The sequence below is a fragment of the Comamonas aquatica NBRC 14918 genome (assembly GCF_000739875.1).
Taxonomy (GTDB): Bacteria; Pseudomonadota; Gammaproteobacteria; order Burkholderiales; family Burkholderiaceae_C; genus Comamonas; species Comamonas aquatica.
In genome coordinates, this window is sequence record NZ_BBJR01000035.1 from 41,964 (window position 1) to 64,027 (window position 22,064).

General features: G+C 65.7%; 19 protein-coding genes. 9 read left to right on the top strand and 10 right to left on the bottom strand.

The window, feature by feature from the left end; all coding sequences use genetic code 11:
* Positions 1–200 precede the first annotated feature (200 nt).
* A complete protein-coding gene (locus CA2_RS06165; RefSeq protein ID WP_052369851.1) occupies positions 201–1,592 on the bottom strand; it encodes a DUF6138 family protein in 1,392 nt (463 codons plus the stop codon).
* A 526-nt stretch (positions 1,593–2,118) separates the two neighbouring features.
* Here CA2_RS06165 and CA2_RS06170 point away from each other — a divergent pair.
* Together CA2_RS06170 and CA2_RS06175 are read left to right on the top strand one after the other, a co-directional pair.
* On the top strand, positions 2,119–2,490 hold the full coding sequence (locus tag CA2_RS06170) for a CidA/LrgA family protein (protein ID WP_042414195.1): 372 nt from the start codon (positions 2,119–2,121) through the stop codon (positions 2,488–2,490).
* Positions 2,487–3,212 carry an LrgB family protein gene (locus CA2_RS06175; protein ID WP_042413947.1) on the top strand — a complete coding sequence of 242 codons (726 nt, stop codon included), beginning with the start codon at positions 2,487–2,489 and terminating at the stop codon, positions 3,210–3,212. The genes CA2_RS06170 and CA2_RS06175 overlap by 4 nt, the downstream gene beginning before the upstream one ends.
* A gap of 135 nt (positions 3,213–3,347) precedes the next feature.
* Here CA2_RS06175 and CA2_RS06180 read toward each other — a convergent pair whose 3' ends face one another.
* The gene (locus CA2_RS06180; protein WP_245620900.1) at positions 3,348–4,190 is read right to left on the bottom strand and encodes a DMT family transporter; all 843 of its coding nucleotides are present in this window, start codon (positions 4,188–4,190) and stop codon (positions 3,348–3,350) included.
* 187 nt (positions 4,191–4,377) lie between these two features.
* Between CA2_RS06180 and CA2_RS06185 the strand changes: the two genes are divergently transcribed.
* Entirely contained in the window at positions 4,378–5,325 is a 948-nt protein-coding gene (locus CA2_RS06185) for a LysR family transcriptional regulator (protein ID WP_042414200.1), read from the top strand.
* 254 nt (positions 5,326–5,579) lie between these two features.
* Here the strand turns inward: CA2_RS06185 and CA2_RS06190 are convergent, their stop codons facing one another.
* On the bottom strand, positions 5,580–7,040 hold the full coding sequence (locus CA2_RS06190; RefSeq protein ID WP_042414203.1) for a cryptochrome/photolyase family protein: 1,461 nt from the start codon (positions 7,038–7,040) through the stop codon (positions 5,580–5,582).
* Positions 7,041–7,169: 129 nt separating this feature from the next.
* Between CA2_RS06190 and CA2_RS06195 the strand changes: the two genes are divergently transcribed.
* Positions 7,170–8,447, top strand: a complete 1,278-nt coding sequence (locus CA2_RS06195; RefSeq protein ID WP_042413950.1) for a sensor domain-containing diguanylate cyclase — start codon at positions 7,170–7,172, stop codon at positions 8,445–8,447.
* A 48-nt stretch (positions 8,448–8,495) separates the two neighbouring features.
* Here CA2_RS06195 and CA2_RS06200 read toward each other — a convergent pair whose 3' ends face one another.
* Complete coding sequence (locus CA2_RS06200; protein ID WP_042413953.1) at positions 8,496–9,425, bottom strand: LysR family transcriptional regulator; 930 nt, start codon at positions 9,423–9,425, stop codon at positions 8,496–8,498.
* A 208-nt stretch (positions 9,426–9,633) separates the two neighbouring features.
* Here CA2_RS06200 and CA2_RS06205 point away from each other — a divergent pair, with 208 nt between their 5' ends.
* From CA2_RS06205 to CA2_RS06215, 3 genes are all read left to right on the top strand, one after another.
* Complete coding sequence (locus CA2_RS06205; RefSeq protein WP_042413955.1) at positions 9,634–10,827, top strand: acyl-CoA dehydrogenase; 1,194 nt, start codon at positions 9,634–9,636, stop codon at positions 10,825–10,827.
* A gap of 217 nt (positions 10,828–11,044) precedes the next feature.
* Positions 11,045–12,301: a CaiB/BaiF CoA transferase family protein gene (locus tag CA2_RS06210; RefSeq protein ID WP_042413958.1), complete on the top strand. Its 1,257-nt coding sequence runs from the start codon at positions 11,045–11,047 to the stop codon at positions 12,299–12,301.
* 223 nt (positions 12,302–12,524) lie between these two features.
* On the top strand, positions 12,525–13,490 hold the full coding sequence (locus tag CA2_RS06215) for a tripartite tricarboxylate transporter substrate binding protein BugE (protein WP_042413962.1): 966 nt from the start codon (positions 12,525–12,527) through the stop codon (positions 13,488–13,490).
* Between the two features lie 210 nt (positions 13,491–13,700).
* Here CA2_RS06215 and CA2_RS06220 read toward each other — a convergent pair whose 3' ends face one another.
* Entirely contained in the window at positions 13,701–14,726 is a 1,026-nt protein-coding gene (locus CA2_RS06220) for a GlxA family transcriptional regulator (RefSeq protein WP_042413965.1), read from the bottom strand.
* Between the two features lie 158 nt (positions 14,727–14,884).
* Here CA2_RS06220 and CA2_RS06225 point away from each other — a divergent pair, with 158 nt between their 5' ends.
* A complete protein-coding gene (locus tag CA2_RS06225) occupies positions 14,885–15,784 on the top strand; it encodes an MBL fold metallo-hydrolase (RefSeq protein WP_042413968.1) in 900 nt (299 codons plus the stop codon).
* 289 nt (positions 15,785–16,073) lie between these two features.
* On the opposite strand, the gene ahpF is transcribed toward CA2_RS06225, so the two are convergent.
* Together ahpF and ahpC are read right to left on the bottom strand one after the other, a co-directional pair.
* Positions 16,074–17,630 (bottom strand): alkyl hydroperoxide reductase subunit F, encoded by a 1,557-nt coding sequence (gene ahpF / locus CA2_RS06230; protein ID WP_042413972.1) that lies wholly within the window; start codon positions 17,628–17,630, stop codon positions 16,074–16,076.
* A gap of 97 nt (positions 17,631–17,727) precedes the next feature.
* Positions 17,728–18,291, bottom strand: coding sequence for an alkyl hydroperoxide reductase subunit C (gene ahpC / locus CA2_RS06235; protein ID WP_042413974.1), 564 nt, complete (start codon positions 18,289–18,291; stop codon positions 17,728–17,730).
* 228 nt (positions 18,292–18,519) lie between these two features.
* On the opposite strand from ahpC, the gene bfr reads away from it, so the two are divergent.
* The gene (gene bfr / locus CA2_RS06240; RefSeq protein WP_042413978.1) at positions 18,520–19,002 is read left to right on the top strand and encodes a bacterioferritin; all 483 of its coding nucleotides are present in this window, start codon (positions 18,520–18,522) and stop codon (positions 19,000–19,002) included.
* Positions 19,003–19,132: 130 nt separating this feature from the next.
* On the opposite strand, the gene CA2_RS06245 is transcribed toward bfr, so the two are convergent.
* The 3 genes from CA2_RS06245 to CA2_RS06250 all read right to left on the bottom strand — a co-directional run bounded on the left by CA2_RS06245 (position 19,133) and on the right by CA2_RS06250 (position 22,008).
* Positions 19,133–20,095, bottom strand: coding sequence for an alpha-E domain-containing protein (locus tag CA2_RS06245; protein ID WP_042413982.1), 963 nt, complete (start codon positions 20,093–20,095; stop codon positions 19,133–19,135).
* Positions 20,089–20,229 (bottom strand): alpha-E domain-containing protein, encoded by a 141-nt coding sequence (locus CA2_RS17935; protein ID WP_156105971.1) that lies wholly within the window; start codon positions 20,227–20,229, stop codon positions 20,089–20,091. Before CA2_RS17935 ends, CA2_RS06245 begins: the two co-directional genes overlap by 7 nt.
* 234 nt (positions 20,230–20,463) lie before the next feature.
* Complete coding sequence (locus CA2_RS06250; RefSeq protein ID WP_042413985.1) at positions 20,464–22,008, bottom strand: circularly permuted type 2 ATP-grasp protein; 1,545 nt, start codon at positions 22,006–22,008, stop codon at positions 20,464–20,466.
* Between the last annotated feature and the right edge of the window lie 56 nt (positions 22,009–22,064).

Consider the following 22,064-nt stretch of genomic DNA (forward strand, 5'->3'; position numbering starts at 1 on the left):
GGCAGCGCTATGAAAAAAGTTGCATGAGGACACCCAATATTGGGCGCGTTGAATCATGCTCTGGCTGGACCGCAGGCGTCTCCCTGCCTGGGCGTGGACTGGCGGCATGCAGGGCTGCAACGATCCCACGCGCCGCACGGTACCCGGTGCAGATGGCATCGGGATGCGCGCCAACCACGCTGGGGCAGAAGGGATGCCGCTCAGCCCGGCAGACGCCCCGCGGCGGGCGCGAAGACCTGTGCATACAGCGGCCGCAGCGCTTCGGGCGCCCGGGCGATCAGCCGGCGGCCCTGGTCCTGGCAGACGGCATCGCCCCACAGGGTGCGCCGGACTTCGGCAAAAGCCGCCTCGACCGTGCTCTGTGCGGTCATCTGGGCGCGCAGTGCGGCCACTGGCGAGGGGGCATCGCCGCCCTGCTGCTGGCGGACCGCCAGCAAGGCCTGCAGGCTGGCGGCGTTGTCCATCCGCGCCGGATACGTCTTGCGGTGGCGCAGGTGCTGAATGTTGCCGGCACAGGCCATCAGATATGCCAGGCTGGTGGCGTCCAGGCCGTGGGCGTCGACATAGGCCTCGACAAACCGGCCCTGCAGCGATTGGTGCTCACCATCCACGGTGTGCAGGTACTGCAAGACCAGCGGCGCAAACCGCGTGTCGGCCCAGGCCAGCGCGAACACCGCAAAGCTGCCTGGCAAGGCACAGTGCGCGTCCTCCAGGTTCTGGTACCAGTGGTGCTCGCGCATGGCGGTATGTGCATAGGCCGCGATCCGTTCATGCAGTCCCGGGTAGGTGGCGGCCGCCGCAAACAGCTGGTGCACGCCTTTCCTGGGCAGGCCCGGAATGGGCAGATAGACCTTGGTGGGGCCGCGGTACTCGATGGCGTAGGAGCGCGGAAAGTCGGTGGTGGAAAGCAGCTGGACCAGGTAGTCCAGCACCTGCCCGTACGCGGCTTCGCTCGCTGCGCGCTGGGTGATGCGGACCACGGCCAGCGCATCGTTGGCCGTGGCGCTGGCCCCGTCCCCCTTCCACCGGGCCAGGGCCGGGGGCAGCTCGCCCGTGCCCTGTTTCAGCAGCTGCGCCGGCAGCTCGCTGCCCAGTTGCGTCACCCAGTCAAAAATCTCCTCGGCACTGACGCGCGCATAGCTAGGCCCGTACTTGAGGTCCCCCAGCGCAATGTCGCAGGCAAAGCGGTAGACGCTGTCCGGCAGGTCGGCGGCGGGGGCGTCGCTCTTGCGTACCCAGTGCGCCGACCAGTTGTGGCCCTGGTTGACAAAGTACGGGTCGCGCAGCCACGCATGTACCCACCGGTGCAGGGTGTGGTCGATCTCGTTCCAGGCCAACAGGGCCCGCATTTGCTCGACAAAGTCACGCAGGTCTGTGCGCGAAAAATGGGCCAGGGCCTCTTGGCTGAGCCGGTATTCCAGCACCGCGCTGCCCAGCAGCTTCTGCCCTTCCACCATGAAGCAGACGGGATAGTCCCGGTTCAACGGGGGTGGTGTGCCACCGGCGATCTGGGCGACCGCGCGGTCAAACAAGGCCTGCACCGCAGGGTTGCCCGCAATGTCGTGGTAGACCAGCCAGTTCTTGGTGCTCATGGGACGGTTGGGATGGAAGCAAATCGATACAAATATGATAGCTGCCAGCGCAGATTGATCGCGCGTTGCGTGCCCTCCGCAGGGTCCATCGCTGTTTGGGCACCGCCGCCGAACGGGCCCGCGCATGCGGCATGCGCCACCTGGGGATCCGCCGGCCGGCCCTGCCAGGCTGGCAGCAGGCACAGGTCCGCGCCCCAGCCCACCAACAGGGCCCCACCGTGGTACCGCCCCCGGACGCACCGACCGGGCCCCCGATTTACTAAGTAAAAACCCGAACCCTTGTCCACGAAAGCGTTGGACAAGCCTGTGGACAACTGGCTCCTGCGCGCCCCACATCCGCCGCAAGTGCTTGTTTTTACGGCCCTGGACTTAGGCTGCCCAGAAAGCAGGCAGGCGGGCCGCAGCCTGGGGCGGGGCCGCCCACGATCGGCGCAAGCGGCCTAGACTGGCGGCTGGTTCCATCCCCGGGCACTCGGTGGTGCTGTCCCGCAGCACCGGCCGCACCGCCTTTCACTCCCCCGACACCATGCTGTACGCACTTGCTGCACTGTTTGCCTTTCAACTGGCCGGCGAAGCCCTGGTCCACGCCCTTGCCCTGCCCCTGCCCGGCGCCCTGGTCGGCACGCTGCTGCTGCTGACCGCCCTGCTGTGGCTGGGCCGGCTGCCCGTGGCGCTGGAGCAGACAGCCCTGACCCTGCTGCAGAACATGATGCTGCTGTTCATCCCCACCATCGCTGGCGTGGTGCTGCACTTTGACCGCATCGCGCGCGAATGGCAGCCCTTCGTCGTGGCCGGCGTGGCGGGGGCCGCCATCACCTACGTGGTCACGGCTCTGACCTTCCGCTGGATGCTGGCGCGCAGCCCGGCTGCGGCCACCACCCCCGGGGCGCCGACATGAACGCCTGGAACGACATCGTGCAGGGCCTGCAGGGCAGCGCACTGCCCTGGCTGGTGCTGACCATGGGGGTGTACCTGGCGGCCCTGGCGCTGTACAAGCGCAGCGGCTGCCACCCCTTGCTGATCCCGGTGTTCACGGCCGTGGTGGTCATCGTCAGCCTGCTGCTGCTGACGGGCACGCCCTACGCCACCTACCGCGAAGGCGTGCAGTGGCTCAGCCTGCTGGTCGGGCCGGCCACCGTGGCCCTGGCCGTGCCGCTGTATGCACAGCGCCAGCGCATCCGCGCCCTGTGGCTGCCGATCACCGTGGCCCTGGTCGTGGGCTGCGTGGTGGCCCTGGTCTCGGCCATGGGCATTGCCTGGGCCCTGGGCGGCTCGTGGGAGACCGTGGTCTCGCTGGCGCCCAAGTCGGCCACCATCCCGATCGCCCTGCCCATGGCCGAGCGCTTTGGCGGCCTGCCGTCGCTGGCGGCCGTGGCCGTGGCCGTCACCGGCATCAGCGGCACCATGCTGGCCCCCTGGCTGGGCCGGCTGCTGCGCACCCAGGACCCGGCCGTCAACGGCTTTGCCCTGGGGCTGACGGCCCACGCCATCGGCACGGCCCGGGGCCTGCAGGTCAACCCCACGGCCGGCGCCTTTGCCGCGCTGGCCATGGGGCTCAACGGCGTGCTGACGGCCTTGCTGATGCCACTGTGCGTGGCCGTGTTCCAGCGCCTGCCCTGAGCCGCAGAAAAACATAGCTGCCCGCGCTTTCTGGACAAGCGCTGGTGCCATTTTTTGTCATCAGTGCGATGGCACTGGGCGCACAGCGAGGCCCTTGGCAGGACCTGCCCGCGCGCAGCCCCGGGCGCCACCGCCTCACGCAGAGCGTGCACTGCGCCGGTAGGCCCACAGCGCACCCAGGATCAGCGCCATGCCCAGCCATTGCGACCGCTGCGGGCGGGCGCCAAACCACAGCACATCCACCAGCAAGGCCACCACGGGGTAGATAAAGGACAGGCCCGCAATCGCCTGGGCCGGCAAGCGCTGGAACGCCGTGTACATCAGCGTGTACATCCAGGCCGTGTGCACCAGGCCCAGCACCGCCACCGCGCCCCATGCCTGGGGGCTGAAGACGGCCTGCCCACGCAGCGCCCACACCCCGGGCAGCAGGGCCAGGGCGCCGGCCAGCATCTGCAGCATGGCGATCTGCGCCGGGGCGATGCGCGACAGCTGCTGGGTGGTCAGCGTGGCCACGGCATACAGGCTGGCCGCCAGCAGCGCCAGCACCATGCCCGGCCACGCGCCCTGGGTGGCCCCTGTGGCGGCCTGCTCCAGCAGGCCGCTGCTCAGGCCCACGCCCACCAGGGCCAGCACCAGCCACGGCAGGCGCGCCAGCGGCAGGGGGGCACCCTGCAGCACGGCAGCCAGCAGCAACAGCACAAACGGCTGGACGTGATAGACCACGGTGGCAATCGCAATGCCGCTGTAGGCGTAGGCCCGGAACAGGCACAGCCAGTTGGCAATCAGCGCGGCCGCCCCCAGCAGCAGCCACAGGGCTTCGCGCCGGCTGGGCCGGGTCCAGGTGCCGGACCACAGCAGCCATGCGGCCAGGCCCAGCCCGCCCAGCAGGCAGCGCAGCCACACCACCCACAGCACGGGCAGACCGCTTTCCACCACCAGCAGGCCGATGGTGCCGGACAAGGCCATGGCCAGCACCATGCGCCAGGTGCCCCCGGGTGCGCCGCAGGTCGCCAAACAGGAAGGCAGCGCCGCCGGGGGGGCGGGCCGCAGGAAGGAAGTCGTCGGGTTGGTCATGCCTGCATCGTCCACCAAGCGCATCCACGCATCAATACGCTTTGATTCCACTTACTATTGCCCTTGAATCAACAATCACCGTCCCATGCCCATGCGCACCGAACCCGGTCTGGTCCCCGAAATGCTGGTCTTTGCCAAGGTGGTAGAACTGCGCAGCTTTGCCGCGGCCGCGCGCCAGCTGGAGCTGACCACCTCGGCCGTCAGCCGCAGCGTGGGCCGGCTGGAGGCCCACTGGGGCGTGCAACTGCTGCACCGCACCACCCGCTCGCTGTCGCTGACCGAGTTGGGGGCCGAGGTCTATGCCGCCTGCAGCCAGCTGGCGCACGCCGCCAGCGACATCCACGCCATTGCCGGCCACTACCGCGGCGTGCCGCGCGGCACGGTGCGGCTGACGGCACCCACGGTGTTTGGCGAGATCTGGCTCAGCGCCCAGCTGCCCGCACTGCGCCGCCAGTGGCCCGAGCTGGAAGTGGCCGTGAGCCTGAGCGACCAGATCCAGGACCTGGCCCAGCAGGGGCTGGACCTGGCCATCCGCCTGACGCGGCCCGAGCAACTGCCCCAGCACATGGTGGCACGCGCCCTGCGCCAGGTGCGGTACATCGCCGTGGCCTCGCCCGCCTACCTGCAGGGGCTGGCCATGCGGCCGCAACACCCGCAGGACCTGGACCGCGCACATGGCGTGGCCTGCATCACGCTGGGCTATGGGGATTTTCAGCACCGCCTGCAATGGGTGCACCAGGCCGACCCGGGCCAACCCCCGGCCGTGGCCGAGGTGACCGTGCACGCACCGCTGTCCATCGACAGCAGCACCGGCATCATCCACCTGGCGCTGCAGCACCAGGGCATCGGTCTGGTGGCCGACTTTGCGGCCCAGGCCGCGCTGGACAGCGGCGCGCTGGTGCCGGTGCTGCCCGACTGGCGGCTGACCGGCAACTACGCGCCGCGCACCGCCTATGCGCTGTACATGCCCTCGCGCCATGTGCCGCTCAAGGTGCGGGCGCTGATCGACCACCTGGTCGAGGCCGGCCGGCACCGCTGAGCGCCGCGCGCCAGTTCTCCCCAATCGCCACCGATAAGCTTGTGGATAAGTGCGCCCCCTTACCTGGATAAGGCACTTAGCGGCTTGTTCTGATGGAGGTTTTTGCGGGGCGCCTAAATTTTCAGCAGACCTCAACCACGGATTGCACGCCGCCTCAACCTGGGCGGGCCCTCAACCCGGCTGCAGCCGGGCAGCGGCCCTGCGCTGCGGGCTGGGCCCGCCACCGAGGGCTTGCCCCCAACGCGTGGACGGCCTCAGTCTTCCTTGCGGGCCAGGAAATGAAAGCGCATCAGCGTGCGCTCGCGCGCACTGGCGTGGTCCACCACGGGCCACGGATAGTTCTGCCCCAGGCGCAGGCCACAGGCCTGCAGCTCCAGCGGCTTCATGGCCGCCGGAAAGTGCAGGTGCCGGTCTGGCACCCGGTCCAGCTCCGGCAGGTAGCGGCGGATGAACTTGCCGTCCGGGTCGAACTTCTGTGATTGCGTCACCGGGTTGAAGATGCGAAACCAGGGCTGGGCATCACAGCCCGTGGACGCAGCCCACTGCCAGCCCCCGTTGTTGGCGGCCAGGTCGTAGTCGTTCAGGTGCTGGGCAAAAAAGCGCTCGCCCCGGCGCCAGTCGATGCCCAGGTCCTTGGTCAGAAAGCTGGCCACCACCATGCGCAGGCGGTTGTGCATGTAGCCGGTCTGCAGCAGCTGACGCAGGGCCGCATCGACCAGGGGGTAACCGGTGCGGGCCTCACACCAGGCCTGCCACAGTTCCGGAGCCTCGTCCCACTGCACGCGCTCGTACTCGGGGCGGAAGGACTGCGTGACCACCTGGGGGTGGTGCCACAAGATCATGAAGTAGAAGTCGCGCCAGGCCAGCTCGGACAGCCAGGTCTGCGCGCCCTCGCTGCCCTGCGCCGCCTGCTGCACGGCCAGGGCGGCCAACTGGCGGATGGACACGGTGCCAAAGCGCAGGTGCACCGACAGGTAGGACACACCCTTGCGACCCGGGAAGTCCCGTGCTTCGTGGTAGGCCGCCATGCGCGGCACAAAGTCCTGCAGCAGTTGCTGCGCCCCCTGCGCGCCCGTGGGCAGGGGCAGCTGCGCCAGGTTGGTGGCCTCGAACCCCAGATCGGCCAGCGTGGGCAGGCGCTCGCCATCCGGGGGCGCGGCCAGGTGGGCGGCGTAGCGCGCCACAGGGTACGGCGTCAGCTGGAAGGCATCGAGCTTTTGCAGCCAGGCGCGCTTGTACGGCGTGAACACGCTGTAGGGCTGGCCCTGCTGGGTCAGCACCTCGCGCTGCTCCAGCAGCACCTGGTCCTTGTAGTCGCTGAAGGTGATGCCGGCGGCGCGCAGCGCTTCGGCCACGCGCTGGTCACGGGCGATGGCCTCGGGCTCGTAATCACGGTTGGTCAACACCTCCTGCACGCCCAGGCTGCGCGCCAGCTGCACGATGCAGGCCGGCGCCGCGCCGTGGCGCACGATCAGCCCGCCGCCCGGGGCCCCGCTGCGCGCCGCCAGGGCGCGCAGTTCCTGGTCCAGGGACTGGACGCTGGCATGGATGAACGCCACGCGCCGGTCGCTGCGCGTGGGCAGGGCATCGAGGATGACCGTATCAAAAACAAAAGCACAGTACACACGCTGGTAGCGGCGCAGCGCGTGGTACAGCGCAGCATGGTCGTCGCAGCGCAGATCGCGGCGCATCCAGACAAGGGCGGCAGGGGGCATGGTGATTCCGGGCAGGGAGGCAGCGCGCAATTTTGGCATTGCCAGCGCCTGGTCCAAAGAATGCGGCCGATGACCAGCCTTGGTATGCTGGCCCTTTGTGCCCACCCCCGCCCCTGAGCCACCCACGCTGTGACCTCTTTACTGACTGCTCCTCCACCCCTCCACGCCACGGACCTGCTGCAGGCTGCCGTGGAGCAGGCGTTCAACGCCGTGGTCATCACCACGGCCGATCTGCAGGGAGATGGCCCACACATCACCTATTGCAACCCGGCGTTCTGCCAGCTCACGGGCTACAGCGCCGCGGAGTTGCAGGGCCGCTCTCCGCGCCTGCTGCAAGGCCCGCTGACCGATCAGCGGGTGCTGCAGCGATTGCGTGACAGCCTGCACCAGGGCACGTTTTTCCTGGGCTCCACCTTCAACTACCGCAAAGATGGCAGCACCTATCTGGTGGAGTGGAACATCTCACCCGTGCGCGATGCACAAGGGCAGATCCAGGCCTTTGTGTCGGTGCAGCAAGACATCACGGCACGGGTGGAGGCCCAGCAACGCCAGGCCCTGCTGGCGCGGGCCCTGCATGCAACCCGGGACGCCGTGCTGATCGCGGACCATCAGGCGCACATCCTGTTTGTCAACCAGGCTTTTGAGCACCTGACCGGCTATGCCAGCGCGGAAGTGCTGGGCTGCACCCCGCAATTTCTGCAGTCGGGCCAGCATCCCCCCGCGTTCTACACCCAGCTGCGCGAAGCCTTGGCGCGCGGCGACAGCTACCAGGCCACCTTCACCAACCGCCACAAGCGCGGCCACCTGTACCACGCGGCGCAGACCATCACGCCGCTCAAAGACGACACGGGCACGGTCCAGCACTACGTCTGCGTGAGCAAGGATGTGACGGAACTGGTGACCCGAACGCAGGAGCTGCGCCAGCAGGCCCACCACGACGCGTTGACCGGCCTGCTCAATCGCTACGCGGGTGAAAAGCAGTTGCAACGCTGCCAGCAAGCGGCGCAGACCGACGGCGTGGGCTATGCCCTCATCCTGGCAGACATCGATGAGTTCAAGCAGATCAATGACCGCTGGGGCCATGAAGCCGGCGACCAGGTGCTGCTGCGCTGCGCACAGCTGCTCAGCACGGCCGTGCGCTGCGGTGATGCCGTGGTGCGCTGGGGCGGGGAAGAATTCTTGATCGTGCTGCCGGGCTGCCCACTGGATGCGGCGCACAGTCTGGCCGAACACATGCGCACCACCCTGGCCGCCCAAGAGGACGCCACCGTGGGTCAGGTCACCATGTCCCTGGGGGTCGCCGCCTGGCAAGCGCCAGAGGACAGCGCAGAGCTGCTGCGGCGCACGGACCAGGCGCTGTACCACGCCAAGGGCCAGGGCCGCAACCAGGTGGCAGTGGCACGCTGAATGCCTGATTGACCACCCACCGCCACACCGTCACGCACCCGATGCCCTTCAGGTCTGCTGCGCCGCCATCTCGCACAGCCAGGCCGAGAACAGGCCCAGCGCGGGCGCGGGCGTGCCGTTGGGCGTGACCAAGTAATAGCTGCGTTCGCCGCGCAGCGGCTGGGCGCAGGCCACCACCAGCTCGCCGCGCGCCAGCTCGGCCTCGACCAGCATGGGGGGAATCAGCGCCACGCCCAGGCCATGGCTGGCGGCCACGGCCAGCATGGAAAACAGCTCATAGCGCGGGCCGTCCAGGGCCCGCGGTGCGTCCACGCCGACGGACTGGAACCACTGCTGCCAGCCATAGGGGCGCGTGCTTTGCTGCAGCAGCGGCAGGCGTGCCAGCACATCGGGCGCCACGGGTTGCCAGGCCCGCCCCAGGTCGCGCGCGGCGGCCTTTCCCAGCACCGTGGGGCTGCACACGGGCACCACGTCCTCGTCCATCAGCTTGAGCACCTGCACGCCGGGCCAGTTGCCAACCTGCTCGGGCGTGCCCGCGTACAGGGCCGCATCGTGCACGGTGTCGGCAAACAGGAAGGGCCGGGTCTGCACCTCGATGTGCACCGTGATGTCGGGGTGCTGGCGCGCCAGCAGCGGCAGGCGCGGCATCAGCCAGCGCGTGGCGAAGGTGGGCACGGCCGCCAGGTTGACCGTGCCGCCCTGGCCCTGGTGGCTCATCAGGTCCAGCGTGTCGCGCTCCAGCCCCTGCAGCCAGCCGCGCACCTTCTTGGCGTACAGCGCACCCGCCGGGGTCAGGCTGACACCGTGGCGCGTGCGGCGGAACAGCGCCACGCCGACGAATTCCTCCAGCGCAATCACCTGGCGCGAGACCGCGCTCTGGGTCAGCGCCAGCTCCTGCGCGGCGCGGGTATAGCTTTCGTGGCGGGCGGAGGCTTCAAAGCAGGCCAGGGCCTGGGTGGACGGGATGGGACGGCGCATGGTCGGTCAAAACAAGCCAGAGACCGCGCCATGCTGCCGCAAACGCCCCGGATTGCCAAGATAGAAATGCGAAACACTCATACCTGAATGCAAACAAATCGTTTGCCGCACCCAGGTGACGCTTTTACGATGCCGTTCATCGCAGGTCATACATGCACAAACACCATGTGGACCTGGCTTCCCAACAAGGCATTCAAGGAGACACCCCATGTCCGGCAACTTCCAGTGGAACGACCCCTTCCAGCTCGACCAGCAACTGACCGACGACGAGCGCATGATCCGCGACGCGGCATACGAGTACTGCCAGGGCAAGCTGATGCCGCGCGTGCAGGACATGTTCCGCCACGAGAAGACCGACGTGTCCATCTTCCGCGAGATGGGCGAGCTGGGCCTGCTGGGCCCCACCATCCCCACCGAATACGGCGGCGCCGGCCTGAACTATGTGAGCTACGGCCTGGTGGCGCGCGAGATCGAGCGCGTGGACTCGGGCTACCGTTCCATGGCGTCGGTGCAGTCGTCGCTGGTGATGGTGCCGATCAACGAATTCGGCACCGAAGCCCAGAAGCAGAAGTACCTGCCCAAGCTGGCGTCCGGTGAATTCATCGGCTGCTTCGGCCTGACCGAACCCGATCACGGCTCCGACCCCGGCTCCATGGCCACCCGTGCCTACAAGGTCGACGGCGGCTACAAGCTCAAGGGCTCCAAGATGTGGATCACCAACAGCCCCGTGGCCGACGTGTTCGTGGTCTGGGCCAAGGAAGTGTCCGAAGCCGGCAACGTGGGCCAGATCCGTGGCTTCATCCTGGACAAGGGCATGAAGGGCCTGTCCGCCCCCGCCATCCACGGCAAGGTGGGCCTGCGCGCCTCCATCACCGGTGAGATCGTGATGGACGACGTGTTCGTGCCCGAAGAAAACGCCTTCCCCGAAGTGCGCGGCCTCAAGGGCCCCTTCACCTGCCTGAACAGCGCACGCTTTGGCATCGCCTGGGGCGCCATGGGTGCCGCCGAGTTCTGCTGGCACACCGCGCGCCAGTACACGCTGGACCGCAAGCAGTTTGGCCGCCCCCTGGCCGCCAACCAGCTGATCCAGAAGAAGCTGGCCGACATGCAGACCGAAATCACGCTGGGCCTGCAAGCCGCCCTGCGCGTGGGCCGCATGAAGGACGAGCACCAGAACGTGGTCGAGATCACCTCGCTGATCAAGCGCAACAACTGCGGCAAGGCCCTGGACGTGGCCCGCCTGGCGCGCGACATGATGGGCGGCAACGGCATCTCTGACGAGTTCGGCGTGGCCCGCCATCTGGTGAACCTGGAAGTGGTCAACACCTACGAAGGCACGCACGATGTGCACGCGCTGATCCTGGGCCGCGCCCAGACCGGCATCGCCGCTTTCGCCAACTGAAGCTGGCCCTGCACACCGCGCACACCACCGACATGGCCGTGCGCGGCGGCAGCCTCGGTTTTTGTCTCTCAGGGCGACACAATCGCTCTTTTTTCAGGAGCTTCTGGCGCTTGGTATTGCTTCACTTCCCATGCAAAAGCATGTGAAGTGCTTCAATGACAGGCGCTGACAGTTCCTTTTTTTTATTCCAACCGCTTTGGATTGCAGGAGCCCCCTCATGCCAACCACTGCCACGCCCGGCGCGCTGTCGGGCATCAAAGTGCTGGACCTGTCCCGCGTGCTGGCCGGCCCCTGGGCCACGCAGATGCTGGCCGACCTGGGCGCAGACGTGATCAAGGTCGAGCGCCCCGTCGCGGGCGACGACACGCGCCACTGGGGCCCGCCGTTCCTGAAGGACGACGCGGGCCAGGCCACGCGCGAGGCCAGCTACTTCACCGCCTGCAACCGCAACAAGCGCAGCATCACCGTCGACATGGCCCACCCCGAAGGCCAGGCCCTGCTGCGCCAGATGGCGGCCGAGGCCGACGTGGTGGTCGAGAACTTCAAGGTCGGTGGCCTGCAGCAGTACGGGCTGGACTACGACAGCCTCAAGGCCCTGAATCCCCGGCTGATCTACTGCTCCATCACCGGCTTCGGCCAGGACGGCCCCTATGCCGAGCGTGCCGGTTACGACCTGATGGTGCAGGCCATGTGCGGCCTGATGAGCATCACCGGCCATGCCGACGAGGCACCCGGCGGCGGCCCGCTGAAGGTGGGCGTGGCCGTGATCGACGTGTTCACTGGCCTGTACGCCAGCAACGCCATCCTGGCCGCGCTGAATGCCCGCGACAACGCGCGCCACGGCACGGGCCAGGGCCAGTACATCGACATGGCGCTGCTGGACGTGGGCATGGCCGTGCTGGCCAACCAGGCCGCCGGCTTCCTGGCCACCGGCCAGGCCCCGGGCCGCGCCGGCAACATCCACCCCAGCCTGGCGCCCTACCAGGACTTCCCCAGCCGCGACGGCAACGTGCTGCTGGCGATCGGCAACGATGGCCAGTTCGCCCGCTTTTGCGAGGCCTGCGGCCACCCCGACTGGGCCCAGGACGCGCGCTTTGCCACCAACACCGCGCGCGTGCAGCACCGCGCGGAGCTGCTGGAGCGCCTGCTGCCGGTGATGCGCACGCGCACCACGGCCGAATGGATTGCGCTGCTGGAAGACAAGGCCGTGCCCTGCGGCCCGATCAACACCGTGGCCCAGGCCTTTGACGACCCCCAGGTGCGCCACCGCGGCATCGCCCGCACGCTGCCACGCCAGGCCGGCGACGGCATCGCCCAGGTGGCCACCGTGGCCAACCCCATGCGCCTGTCGGCCACCCCCGTCAGCTACCGCCGTGCGCCGCCCAGCCTGGGCCAGCACACGCAGGAGGTGCTGCACGAGTTGGGGCTGAGCGAGGAACGCATCCGCGCCCTGCACGCCGCCCGCGCCATCTGATCCGGCCGGTGGCGCGGCACGCGCTGCGCCACTGCCGGTCTGCCCATTCACCCCCCTTGGGAATGACTTGCCAACGTCAGGGCTTCGCATACTCGTTTGCAGACACTGATAGACCTAGCATTTACCCTCAAACCAGGGTTTTCAACTAGGCGCAAGTCCTAGCCACCACGCACCGTCCTGCCTAGGATTCGCTGTTCTTCCAACAACGACAAGGAGACTGCACATGATGCGTCGTACCCTCCTGGCACTTGCGGCCCTGGCCACCATCGGTGCCGCACACGCCCAATCCAGTTACCCCAACAAGCCCATCAAGCTGCTGGTGCCCTTTGCCGCCGGCGGCACCACCGACCTGATCGCCCGCGTGGTCGCCGACCCCCTGGGCCGCGAACTGGGCCAGCCCGTGATCGTCGAAAACAAGGGCGGTGGCGGCGGCGCCATCGGTGCGGCCGAAACCGCACGCGCCACCCCCGATGGCTACCACCTGGGCCTGGCCACCGTGTCCACCACGGCCACCAACCCCGCGATCAACCCCAAGATCCCCTACAACGTGTTCACCGATTTCACGCCCATCGTGAACATCGCCGCCACGCCCAACATCATTGCGGCCAACCCCAAGTTCGTCGGCCAGGACTACAAGTCCTTCCTCGAAGAGGTCAAGAAGAACCCCGGCAAGCACTCCTTCGGCTCGCCCGGCACCGGCTCCATCGGCCACCTGATGATGGAAATGTTCATGCTGGCCACCGGCACGCAGATGCAGCACGTACCCTACCGCGGCTCCGGCCCGGCTCTGAACGATGCCGTTGCCGGCCAGATCCCGCTGATTTTTGACAACTTCCCCTCGGCCCTGCCCTTCGTCAAGGAAAAGCGCCTGACCGCCCTGGTGGTTGCTGCGCCCAAGCGCCTGGCCGTGCTGCCCGACGTGCCCACCCTGGCCGAAGTCGGTGCCCCCGGCGTGAACCGCATGGCCTACTACGGCGTGGTCGGCCCCAAGGGCACGCCCAAGGAGATCGTGGACAAGGTGAACAAGGCCGTGCACAAAGTGCTGCAGGACCCCGCCATCCGCAAGCGCATCGAGGACACTGGCTCGCTGATCGTGGCCGACACGCCCGAGAAGTTCGCCCAGGAAATCAAGGCCGAATACACCGCCTACAAGGACGTGGTGGACAAGCAGAAGCTGACGCTGGACTGATCCATGCCAACGGCCGCAGACATCCGCTGCGGCAGTGTTAACAACAACGGCTGCCCTCGGCAGCCGTTTTTACTTGTGAGGTGAGTCACGGATAGATGAATAGGTGCTATTGCCATTCTTGGCAGCTATCGACCCATTGCTGTCGTTCCTGCCTCAGCCACTAATGTCTGCCTGTCAGCGTGAATGGTCGTTACCCGATGTCTGATGCGTTCAAACATGAACTGCACTCGTGATTGAGGGAGTCCCTGCCTGAAACTCTGAGGTGTCCACAGCACTCTGTCGGCCCTCGCAGAAAAGTTGGCGGTATGCCGATGGCGATGTATGAAGTTGGCTCGCGAAGTGCTGCCGCAACGACAAGGCCGAGCCCAGACCCACTTCGGTCGCAATCGACTCAATCGACAGCTCTGTGGTTTCCAGCAACTGCTGTGCGCGTGCGATGCGGGCCGCCGCGAGCCACTTCACGAAGGTTGTGCCAGTTGCTTCCCTGAAGCGGCGTGTGAAGGTCCGTCGGCTCATGTGCGCCACTTCGGCCAATACATCTAGCGAAAGCGGCTGCGACAGGTTCTCTCGGGCCCATTCCAGAACGCCTGGCAAACGGCTCTCGCTGGGCAGAACGGGTACCGGCTGCTCTATGTACTGGGCCTGACCGCCTTGGCGGTGCGGAGGTGTCACCAATAGTCTGGCGACCCGATTGGCTACATCCGCACCGTGGCGCTGGCGTATGAGGTTCAGACAGCAGTCAATCGCAGCAACTGTGCCCGCAGACGTGACGACATTTCCATCGTCCACATAGAGCACGTCTGGCAAGAAATTGACTTTGGGAAAACGCTGGACAAAGAGGTCGCGACAGGCCCAGTGCGTGGTAGCACGGCGCTCGTCCAGCAAACCTGCATCACCCAAGACAAAAGCGCCAAGACACAGACCGACCACTTGGGCACCACGGGCATGGGCTTGTTTGAGAGCTTCCGTCAACACGGCCGGCGCTGCCGCTTCTGGATGATTCCAGGCCGGAACGATCACAAGGTCAGCGCTGGTCATGGCCTCAAGCCCGCCAGGCACCTCAATCTCCACGCCTTGATCACAGCGCACTTTGCCCGGCGTCGGCGCGCAGTACCGCACTTCGTGCGGTGGCAGCCCTGTGGGCGCTGGTGTCACTCCAAACACGATGCCTGGTACAGAAAGGTGAAACAGGCTGACGCCTTCGAAAGCAAGAACGGCGACGCGGACAGGTTGCATGGACGCTTCAACGGCAGAGGCTGAGAAATTGGCCCGATTTTATCTAACATTTTCATTTGGGCCAATGGTTCAAAAAGCCAGCCCTTCGGACAATTGGCATCAACGCGCTGAAGACCCTTCATGCCGCGACATTCGCCACTTGAACCAAGGACAACACCATGAATATTTCGAACGTATTGCGAAACGCCGCCGCCCTCGGCGGCATTGCGACCCTCATCGTATGCGGCACAGCCAATGCGGCAACACCCGCCAAGGCCAAACTGTCCGCCGCGACACATGCCGTCAAGGTTCAGCAAATCCGCAACGCGACCATCAAAGTGAACTACGCGGGCACCACCTTCCTCATCGACCCAATGCTGGCCAAGAAAGGGACATACCCTGGTTTTGAGGGGACGTACAACAGCCAGTTGCGAAACCCGTTGGTCGAGCTGCCGATGCCACTGGCCGAGGCGATGAAGGCTGACGCCATCATCGTTACCCACACCCATTTGGATCATTGGGATGACGCGGCCAAGCAAAACCTACCTAAGAACCTCCCGCTCTTCGCACAAAACGAAGCCGATGCCCAAAGCATCCGCAAAGACGGATTCACGAATGTGCGCGTGCTCACCAAGGGCACCGAGTTCAAGGGCACACGCCTCAGCCCCACAGGCGGTCAGCATGGGGATGACAAAACCATGGCGGTCGCTGGTGAACTGCTGGGGCAGGTGATGGGTGTTGTCTTCCAACGGCCAGGCCACAAGACAGTCTACGTCGCTGGCGACACGGTCTGGAACAAACAAGTGGAAAGCGCCATTCAGGACTACCAGCCTGAGGTCATCATCCTCAACACAGGCTACGCCCGCATCCAGGGACTGGATGGCTCCATCATCATGGGCAAGGAAGACCTCTTGCGCGCATCCCAACTAGCGCCTGATGCCAAGGTCATTGGCAGCCACATGGAGGCCGTGAACCACGGAATGCAGACGCGCAAGGAGTTGCGTGACTTCATCGCGGAAAAGGGCATGGACCCCAAGCAGGTTCTCGTGCCTGCAGACGGTGAGTCGTACAGCTTCTAAGTTGCAGTTGGGCTAGATGCCGTCGCGTCTCTTTCTACAGGCTTGATTAGATGGTGGATGGCCTAGGGCACCTGCGTCAGGCCGTAGCCGAACGCAGGCCTCCCACTGTGTGCCTATATCGATAAGCAGACATTCAATAAAAGGGAGGCGAACGGCGGCTTCTGGCCGAAAGCCGCCTCGTCACACACACAATAAAAAAAGGACTGCTCTTCTGAGCAGTCCTTTCTCTTTTGATAGCTGCTAACGCTTACCTCATAAGCGCTGGCAGCCAATTTGGCTTAAAAACCCATCAGTGGCGGATCAGGTGGTCAAAGGCCGACAGCGCGGCCGTGGCACCGGCACCTGCGGCAATGATGATCTGCTTGTACGGCACATTCGTGCAGTCGCCGGCCGCGAACACGCCAGGCACATTGGTGTGGCCCTTGGCATCGATCTCGATCTCGCCAAAGCGCGTCAGGTTGACCGTGCCCTTGAGCCAGTCGGTGTTGGGCAGCAGGCCGATCTGTACGAAGATGCCTTCCAGCGCCAGCTGGTGCACCTGGTCGGTGGTGCGGTCCTTGTAGGTGATGCCGGTGACCTTCTTGCCATCGCCGTTCACCTCGGTGGTCTGGGCGTTCAGGATCACCTTCACGTTGGGCAGCGACGCCAGCTTCTTTTGCAGCACGGCATCGGCCTTCAGCTCGCCGGCAAATTCCAGCACTGTCACGCTCTTGACCAGGCCGGCCAGGTCGATGGCCGCTTCCACACCGGAGTTGCCACCGCCGATCACCGCCACGTCCTTGCCCTTGAACAGGGGGCCGTCGCAGTGCGGGCAGAAGGTCACGCCCTTGGTGCGGTACTGCTCCTCGCCGGGCACGTTCATGTTGCGCCAGCGCGCGCCGGTCGACAGGATCACGGTTTTGGACTTGAGCACCGCACCCGAGGCGGTGTGCACTTCGATCAGGCCACCTTCGGTGGCGGCGGGCACCAGCTTGGCGCCGGTCTGCTGGTTCATCACGTCGACTTCATAGTCACGGATGTGGGCCGCCATGGCCGCGGCCAGCTTGGGGCCGTCGGTCTTGCTGACCGAGATGAAGTTCTCGATGTCCACGGTGTCCAGCACCTGGCCGCCCAGGCGCTCGGCAGCAATCCCGGTGCGGATGCCCTTGCGGGCGGCGTAGATGGCCGCTGCGGCGCCGGCGGGGCCGCCACCGACCACCAGCACGTCGAACGCCTCCTTGGCCGAGATCTTGGCGGCTTCGCGGGCGGCGGCACCGGTGTCCACCTTGGCGACGATTTCCGCCAGCTCCATGCGGCCCTGGCCAAAGCGCTCGCCGTTCACGAACACAGTGGGCACGCCCATAACTTCGCGGTCCTGGATTTCGGCCTGGAACAGGCCACCGTCGATGGCCGTGTGGCTGATGCGAGGGTTCAGGGCCGACATCAGGTTCAGCGCCTGCACCACATCGGGGCAGTTGTGGCAGGACAGCGAGTAATAGGTCTCGAAGTGCAATGGCGTGTCGATGGCCTTGACCTGCTCCAGCAGGTCGGCCGATTCCTTGGAGGGGTGGCCACCGACGTGCAGCAGCGCCAGCACCAGGGAAGTGAATTCATGGCCCAGGGGCACACCGGCAAAGCGGACGCCGCTGTCCACGCCAGGGTTGGTGATCAGGAACGAGGGCTTGCGCACGTCCAGGTCGTTGGCCTCGACCACGGTGATCTTGTCGCTGAGCGCCGCGATGTCGGCCAGCAGGGACTTGACTTCGCCAGCCGCCTTGCTGTCGTCCAAAGTGGCCACCAGTTCGAGCGGCTTTTGCAGGCGTTCCAGGTAGGCCTTGAGTTGGGTCTTGAGGTTGGCGTCGAGCATAATAGTCAAATCCTAATAAAATTCTTTTTTGATAGTCGCTGATTGCTTGGTTGAAAAAAAGCCCGGGCCTCGCCCAGGCTTTTCACGGGCAATCGGATTAGATCTTGCCGACCAGGTCCAGCGAAGGAGCCAGGGTGGCTTCGCCTTCGTTCCACTTGGCAGGGCAGACTTCACCGGGGTGGTTGCGCACGTACTGGGCAGCCTTCACCTTGCGCAGCAGGTCTTCAGCGTTGCGGCCGATGCCTTCCGCGGTGATTTCCACAGCCTGGATCACACCATCGGGGTCCACGATGAAGGTGCCGCGGTCGGCCAAGCCCACGCCGGGACGCATCACTTCGAAGTTGTTGGTCACCACGCCGCTGGGGTCACCGATCATGGTGTACTTGATCTTGCCGATGGTTTCGGAAGCGTCGTGCCAGGCCTTGTGCACGAAGTGGGTGTCGGTGGACACGGAGTAGATTTCCACGCCCAGCTTCTGGAATTGGTCGTAGTGGTCAGCCACGTCGCCCAGTTCGGTGGGGCACACGAAGGTGAAGTCAGCGGGGTAGAAGAAGAACACGGCCCACTTGCCCAGCACGTCCTTTTCGGACACTTCGATGAACTTGCCGTCCTTGAATGCGGAGGCTTGGAAAGGCTTGATAACGGTATTGATAACGGACATGTAGTTTCCTTATGTGATGCGACTGAACACAGGCTGTAGTCTAAGCCCTGGGTAAAATAATTTCAATCAATTGACTTAATTGTTTTGATTGTCTAAAACTATTTATCAACGCAAACGCAACTCAGCATCAACCGCAGCCAATCCGCGCCAGTGGGGACTTGCCGTGCCAAGGCCCGCGAATCCTTGACAATGGTCATCCATGCGTCACCCTCACACAAGGAGCCCCATATGAAAGGCGAACCGCAAGTCATTGCCGCTCTGCAAGCACAACTCAAGAACGAACTCACTGCCATCAACCAGTACTACATGCACTACCGCATGTACAAGCACTGGGGCTTTGAAGCCCTGGCCAAGGTGGAGTACAAGGAATCCATCGGTGAGATGAAGCACGCCGACGTGCTGATGGACCGCATCTTCATGCTGGACGGCCTGCCCAACCTGCAGGACCTGGGCAAGCTGCAGATCGGCGAGGATGTACCCGAAGCGCTGCAGTGCGACCTGAACCTGGAACTGGCGGCCCAGGCCACCATCAAGGATGGCATCAAGACCGCCGAAGCCGCGCACGACTTTGTCTCGCGCGACCTGCTGCTCAAGATCCTCGACGACACCGAGGAACACATCGACTTCCTGGAAACCCAGCTGGACCTGATCGACAAGATCGGCCTGCAGAACTACCTGCAGACCCAGATGGGCGAGGCCGAAGGCCATTGAGCCCACCGTCGCCGCCCTGGTGGGTGGGGTACGCGCCTAAATAGGCGCTAGCCCTTATCCCACCTGCGCCAGCTGCTATGCAATTGAAAACGGAGCCTAAGGGCTCCGTTTTTTTACGCGCTGCCAATATTCACAGCTCCGGCACCAGGAAATCCCGGGTGATGAACTCGCCCAGCATGTTCACGCGGTCCAGGAACTGGGTCAGGTAGGCGTGCAGGCCGGTGTCCAGGATTTCATCGATGCGACCGTACTGCAGGTCGGCCAGCAGGCGCCCCGCCTTGCGCTGGCTTTCCTGCGAGCCCTCGTGGGCCACGGCCTTGAGGTTGTCCACCACCTCGCGCATGCAGGCGTGCAGCGAACGCGGCATGTCGGCACGCAGCACCAGCAGGTCGGCCACGCGCTCGGGCGTGATCACGTCGCGGTAGACCTTGCGGTACACCTCGAACGCCGAGACGCTGCGCAGCAGCGCGCTCCAGTGGTAGAAGTCGAACTGCTGCGCGGTTTTGCGCTCGGATTCCATGCCGTGGTAGTCGCGCTGGATGGCATGGAAGCGCACGTCCAGCAAGCGCGCGGTGTTGTCCGCCCGCTCCAGGAAGGTGCCCAGGCGCAGGAAGTTGAATGCCTCGTCCTGCAGCATGGTGCCCAGCACCACACCGCGCGACAGGTGGGAGCGGTATTTCACCCACTCCGCCAGTTGGCCGGGGTCCTTGCCCAGGGAGCCTTCCTGCAAGTGCTTGCGCATCGCCAGCCAGGTCTGGTTCTGGGTCTCCCAGACCTCGGTGGACAAGGCCCCGCGCACGGCCCGCGCGTTCTCACGCGCGGCATGCAGGCAGGACACGATGGACGCCGGATTGCTTTCGTCGGCCACCATGAAGAACAGCACGTTGTCGCGCGTGATGTCGCGGTAGCGTGCCTGGTAGGCCGGGATGAGTTCGCTGATGGACAACACCCCCTGCCAGGTGCGCGCGGCATCGTCCGGGCGCATGGGCAGCATCGAGGTGTCATAGCTCACGCTCAGCATGCGGGCGGTGTTTTCTGCCCGCTCGGTGTAGCGTGACATCCAGAACAGGTGGTCGGCGGTGCGGCTCAGCATGATTCCTCCCCGGGCAGAAAACCCCGCGCCTGCTGCGCAGGCGAGCGCTGTTGTGTTGCAAGCGCACAGCGCTTGTCTACCCGCTCGGTGTCACGCGACATCCAGAACAGGTGGTCGGCGGTGCGGCTCAGCATGATTCCTCCCCGGGCAGAAAACCCCGCGCCTGCTGCGCAGGCGGGCGCTGTGGTGTGGCAAGCGCACAGCGCTTGTCGGCCCGCTCGGTGTCGCACGACATCCCGAGCCGGTGATCGGCGGTGCGGCTCAGCATGCGTTCTCCCCACGGATTGGGATGGCCAGCGCCAGGCGCCGGGCGGTCCGGCCGGTGCCAGGCAGCACGTGGACCTGCAAGAAGTGGGCATTCATCGGTGTCATACGCCCCCCACCAGCGAGGCTTGTGGGCTCCAGGCGCCGGCGGACTGCGGCAGCCCTGCGGCCAGGCTGGCTGCCAGCGCTTCGCTGCCGTCGCCCAGGACCCAGGTGTCCTTGGTGCCACCGCCCTGGGAAGAGTTCACGACCAGCGATCCCTCCTTGAGCGCCACACGCGTCAGGCCGCCGGCGACCATGCGCACGCCCTCCTGGCTGCTGAGCACGAAGGGGCGCAGGTCGATGTGGCGCGGGGCAATGCCCGTCTCCACCATGGTCGGGCAGCTGGACAGGCTCAGCGTGGGCTGGGCAATGTAGCCCGCCGGATTGGCCAGCAGCGCCTGGCGGAAGCTCGCGATCTCCGCCTGGGTGGCGGCCGGCCCGATCAGCATGCCGTAGCCACCCGCACCGTGGACTTCCTTGACCACCAGCTCGTGCAGGTGGTCCAGCACGTAGCGCAGGTCGTCGGGCTTGCGGCACAGCCAGGTGGGCACGTTGCTGAGGATGGGCTCCTCCCCCAGGTAGAAGCGGATCATGTCCGGCACATACGGGTAGACCGACTTGTCGTCGGCAATCCCGGTGCCCACCGCATTGCAGATGGTGACGTTGCCGGCGCGGTAGGCATCCATCAGGCCCGCACAGCCCAGCGACGAATCGGGGCGGAACACCTGGGGGTCCAGGAAGTCGTCGTCCACGCGGCGATAGATCACGTCCACGCGCTGCAAACCGCGCGTGGTGCGCATGTACACCACCCGGTCGCGCACCACCAGGTCCTGGCCCTCGACCAGCTCCACCCCCATCTGCTGCGCCAGGAAGGCATGCTCGAAGTAGGCGCTGTTGTACATGCCCGGCGTCAGCACCACCACCGTGGCCGAGGCGGCACCGGCCGACCCCGGCGCGCTGGCGCGCAGCGTGTCCAGCAGCAGGTCGGGGTAGTGGGCCACCGGCTCCACGGCATGGGTGCTGAACAGCTCGGGGAACAGCCGCATCATCATCTTGCGGTTTTCCAGCATGTACGACACGCCGGACGGCACGCGCAGGTTGTCCTCCAGCACGTAGTACTCGCCCTCGCCCTGGGCGTTGCGGGCCCGCACGATGTCGATGCCGGCAATGTGGGCGTAGACCCCGCCGGGTACCAGCACGCCCTGCATCTGCGGGCGGAACTGGGCATTGCCATCGATCAGGTCGCGCGGCACGATGCCGGCGTGCAGGATGGCCTGGCCATGGTAGATGTCCTCAATGAAGCGGTTCAGCGCCGTGACCCGCTGCACCAGCCCCTGCTGCATGCGCGCCCACTCGCCGGCGGGGATGATGCGCGGGATCAGGTCGAAGGGAATCAGGCGCTCCGTGCCCGCCCCGCTCTCATCCTTGTCGCCATAGACGGCAAAGGTGATGCCGACGCGGCGAAAGATCATCTCCGCCTCGGCCTGCCGCGCACGCATGGTGGTCTGCGCCTGCCGTGCCAGCCACTGGGCATAGGCCTTGTAATGGGTCCGCACGTCGCTGCCATCGAACGGCAGCATTGCGTACATCTCGTCAAACTTCTGCATCTTTGCACGCCTCCTGCGAATGGATTGCTGTCGTGACAGCAAGAATCAGGCCCAGT

What these genes read in the sequence shown, in the direction of transcription:
- CA2_RS06165 (WP_052369851.1), bottom strand. Translation starts at nt 1,592, where the DNA reads ATGAGCACCAAGAACTGGCTGGTCTACCACGACATTGCGGGCAACCCT.
- CA2_RS06170 (WP_042414195.1), top strand. Translation starts at nt 2,119, where the DNA reads ATGCTGTACGCACTTGCTGCACTGTTTGCCTTTCAACTGGCCGGCGAA.
- CA2_RS06175 (WP_042413947.1), top strand. Translation starts at nt 2,487, where the DNA reads ATGAACGCCTGGAACGACATCGTGCAGGGCCTGCAGGGCAGCGCACTG.
- CA2_RS06180 (WP_245620900.1), bottom strand. Translation starts at nt 4,190, where the DNA reads ATGGTGCTGGCCATGGCCTTGTCCGGCACCATCGGCCTGCTGGTGGTG.
- CA2_RS06185 (WP_042414200.1), top strand. Translation starts at nt 4,378, where the DNA reads ATGCGCACCGAACCCGGTCTGGTCCCCGAAATGCTGGTCTTTGCCAAG.
- CA2_RS06190 (WP_042414203.1), bottom strand. Translation starts at nt 7,040, where the DNA reads ATGCCCCCTGCCGCCCTTGTCTGGATGCGCCGCGATCTGCGCTGCGAC.
- CA2_RS06200 (WP_042413953.1), bottom strand. Translation starts at nt 9,425, where the DNA reads ATGCGCCGTCCCATCCCGTCCACCCAGGCCCTGGCCTGCTTTGAAGCC.
- CA2_RS06205 (WP_042413955.1), top strand. Translation starts at nt 9,634, where the DNA reads ATGTCCGGCAACTTCCAGTGGAACGACCCCTTCCAGCTCGACCAGCAA.
- CA2_RS06210 (WP_042413958.1), top strand. Translation starts at nt 11,045, where the DNA reads ATGCCAACCACTGCCACGCCCGGCGCGCTGTCGGGCATCAAAGTGCTG.
- CA2_RS06215 (WP_042413962.1), top strand. Translation starts at nt 12,525, where the DNA reads ATGATGCGTCGTACCCTCCTGGCACTTGCGGCCCTGGCCACCATCGGT.
- CA2_RS06220 (WP_042413965.1), bottom strand. Translation starts at nt 14,726, where the DNA reads ATGCAACCTGTCCGCGTCGCCGTTCTTGCTTTCGAAGGCGTCAGCCTG.
- CA2_RS06225 (WP_042413968.1), top strand. Translation starts at nt 14,885, where the DNA reads ATGAATATTTCGAACGTATTGCGAAACGCCGCCGCCCTCGGCGGCATT.
- ahpF (WP_042413972.1), bottom strand. Translation starts at nt 17,630, where the DNA reads ATGCTCGACGCCAACCTCAAGACCCAACTCAAGGCCTACCTGGAACGC.
- ahpC (WP_042413974.1), bottom strand. Translation starts at nt 18,291, where the DNA reads ATGTCCGTTATCAATACCGTTATCAAGCCTTTCCAAGCCTCCGCATTC.
- bfr (WP_042413978.1), top strand. Translation starts at nt 18,520, where the DNA reads ATGAAAGGCGAACCGCAAGTCATTGCCGCTCTGCAAGCACAACTCAAG.
- CA2_RS06245 (WP_042413982.1), bottom strand. Translation starts at nt 20,095, where the DNA reads ATGCTGAGCCGCACCGCCGACCACCTGTTCTGGATGTCACGCTACACC.
- CA2_RS17935 (WP_156105971.1), bottom strand. Translation starts at nt 20,229, where the DNA reads ATGCTGAGCCGCACCGCCGACCACCTGTTCTGGATGTCGCGTGACACC.
- CA2_RS06250 (WP_042413985.1), bottom strand. Translation starts at nt 22,008, where the DNA reads ATGCAGAAGTTTGACGAGATGTACGCAATGCTGCCGTTCGATGGCAGC.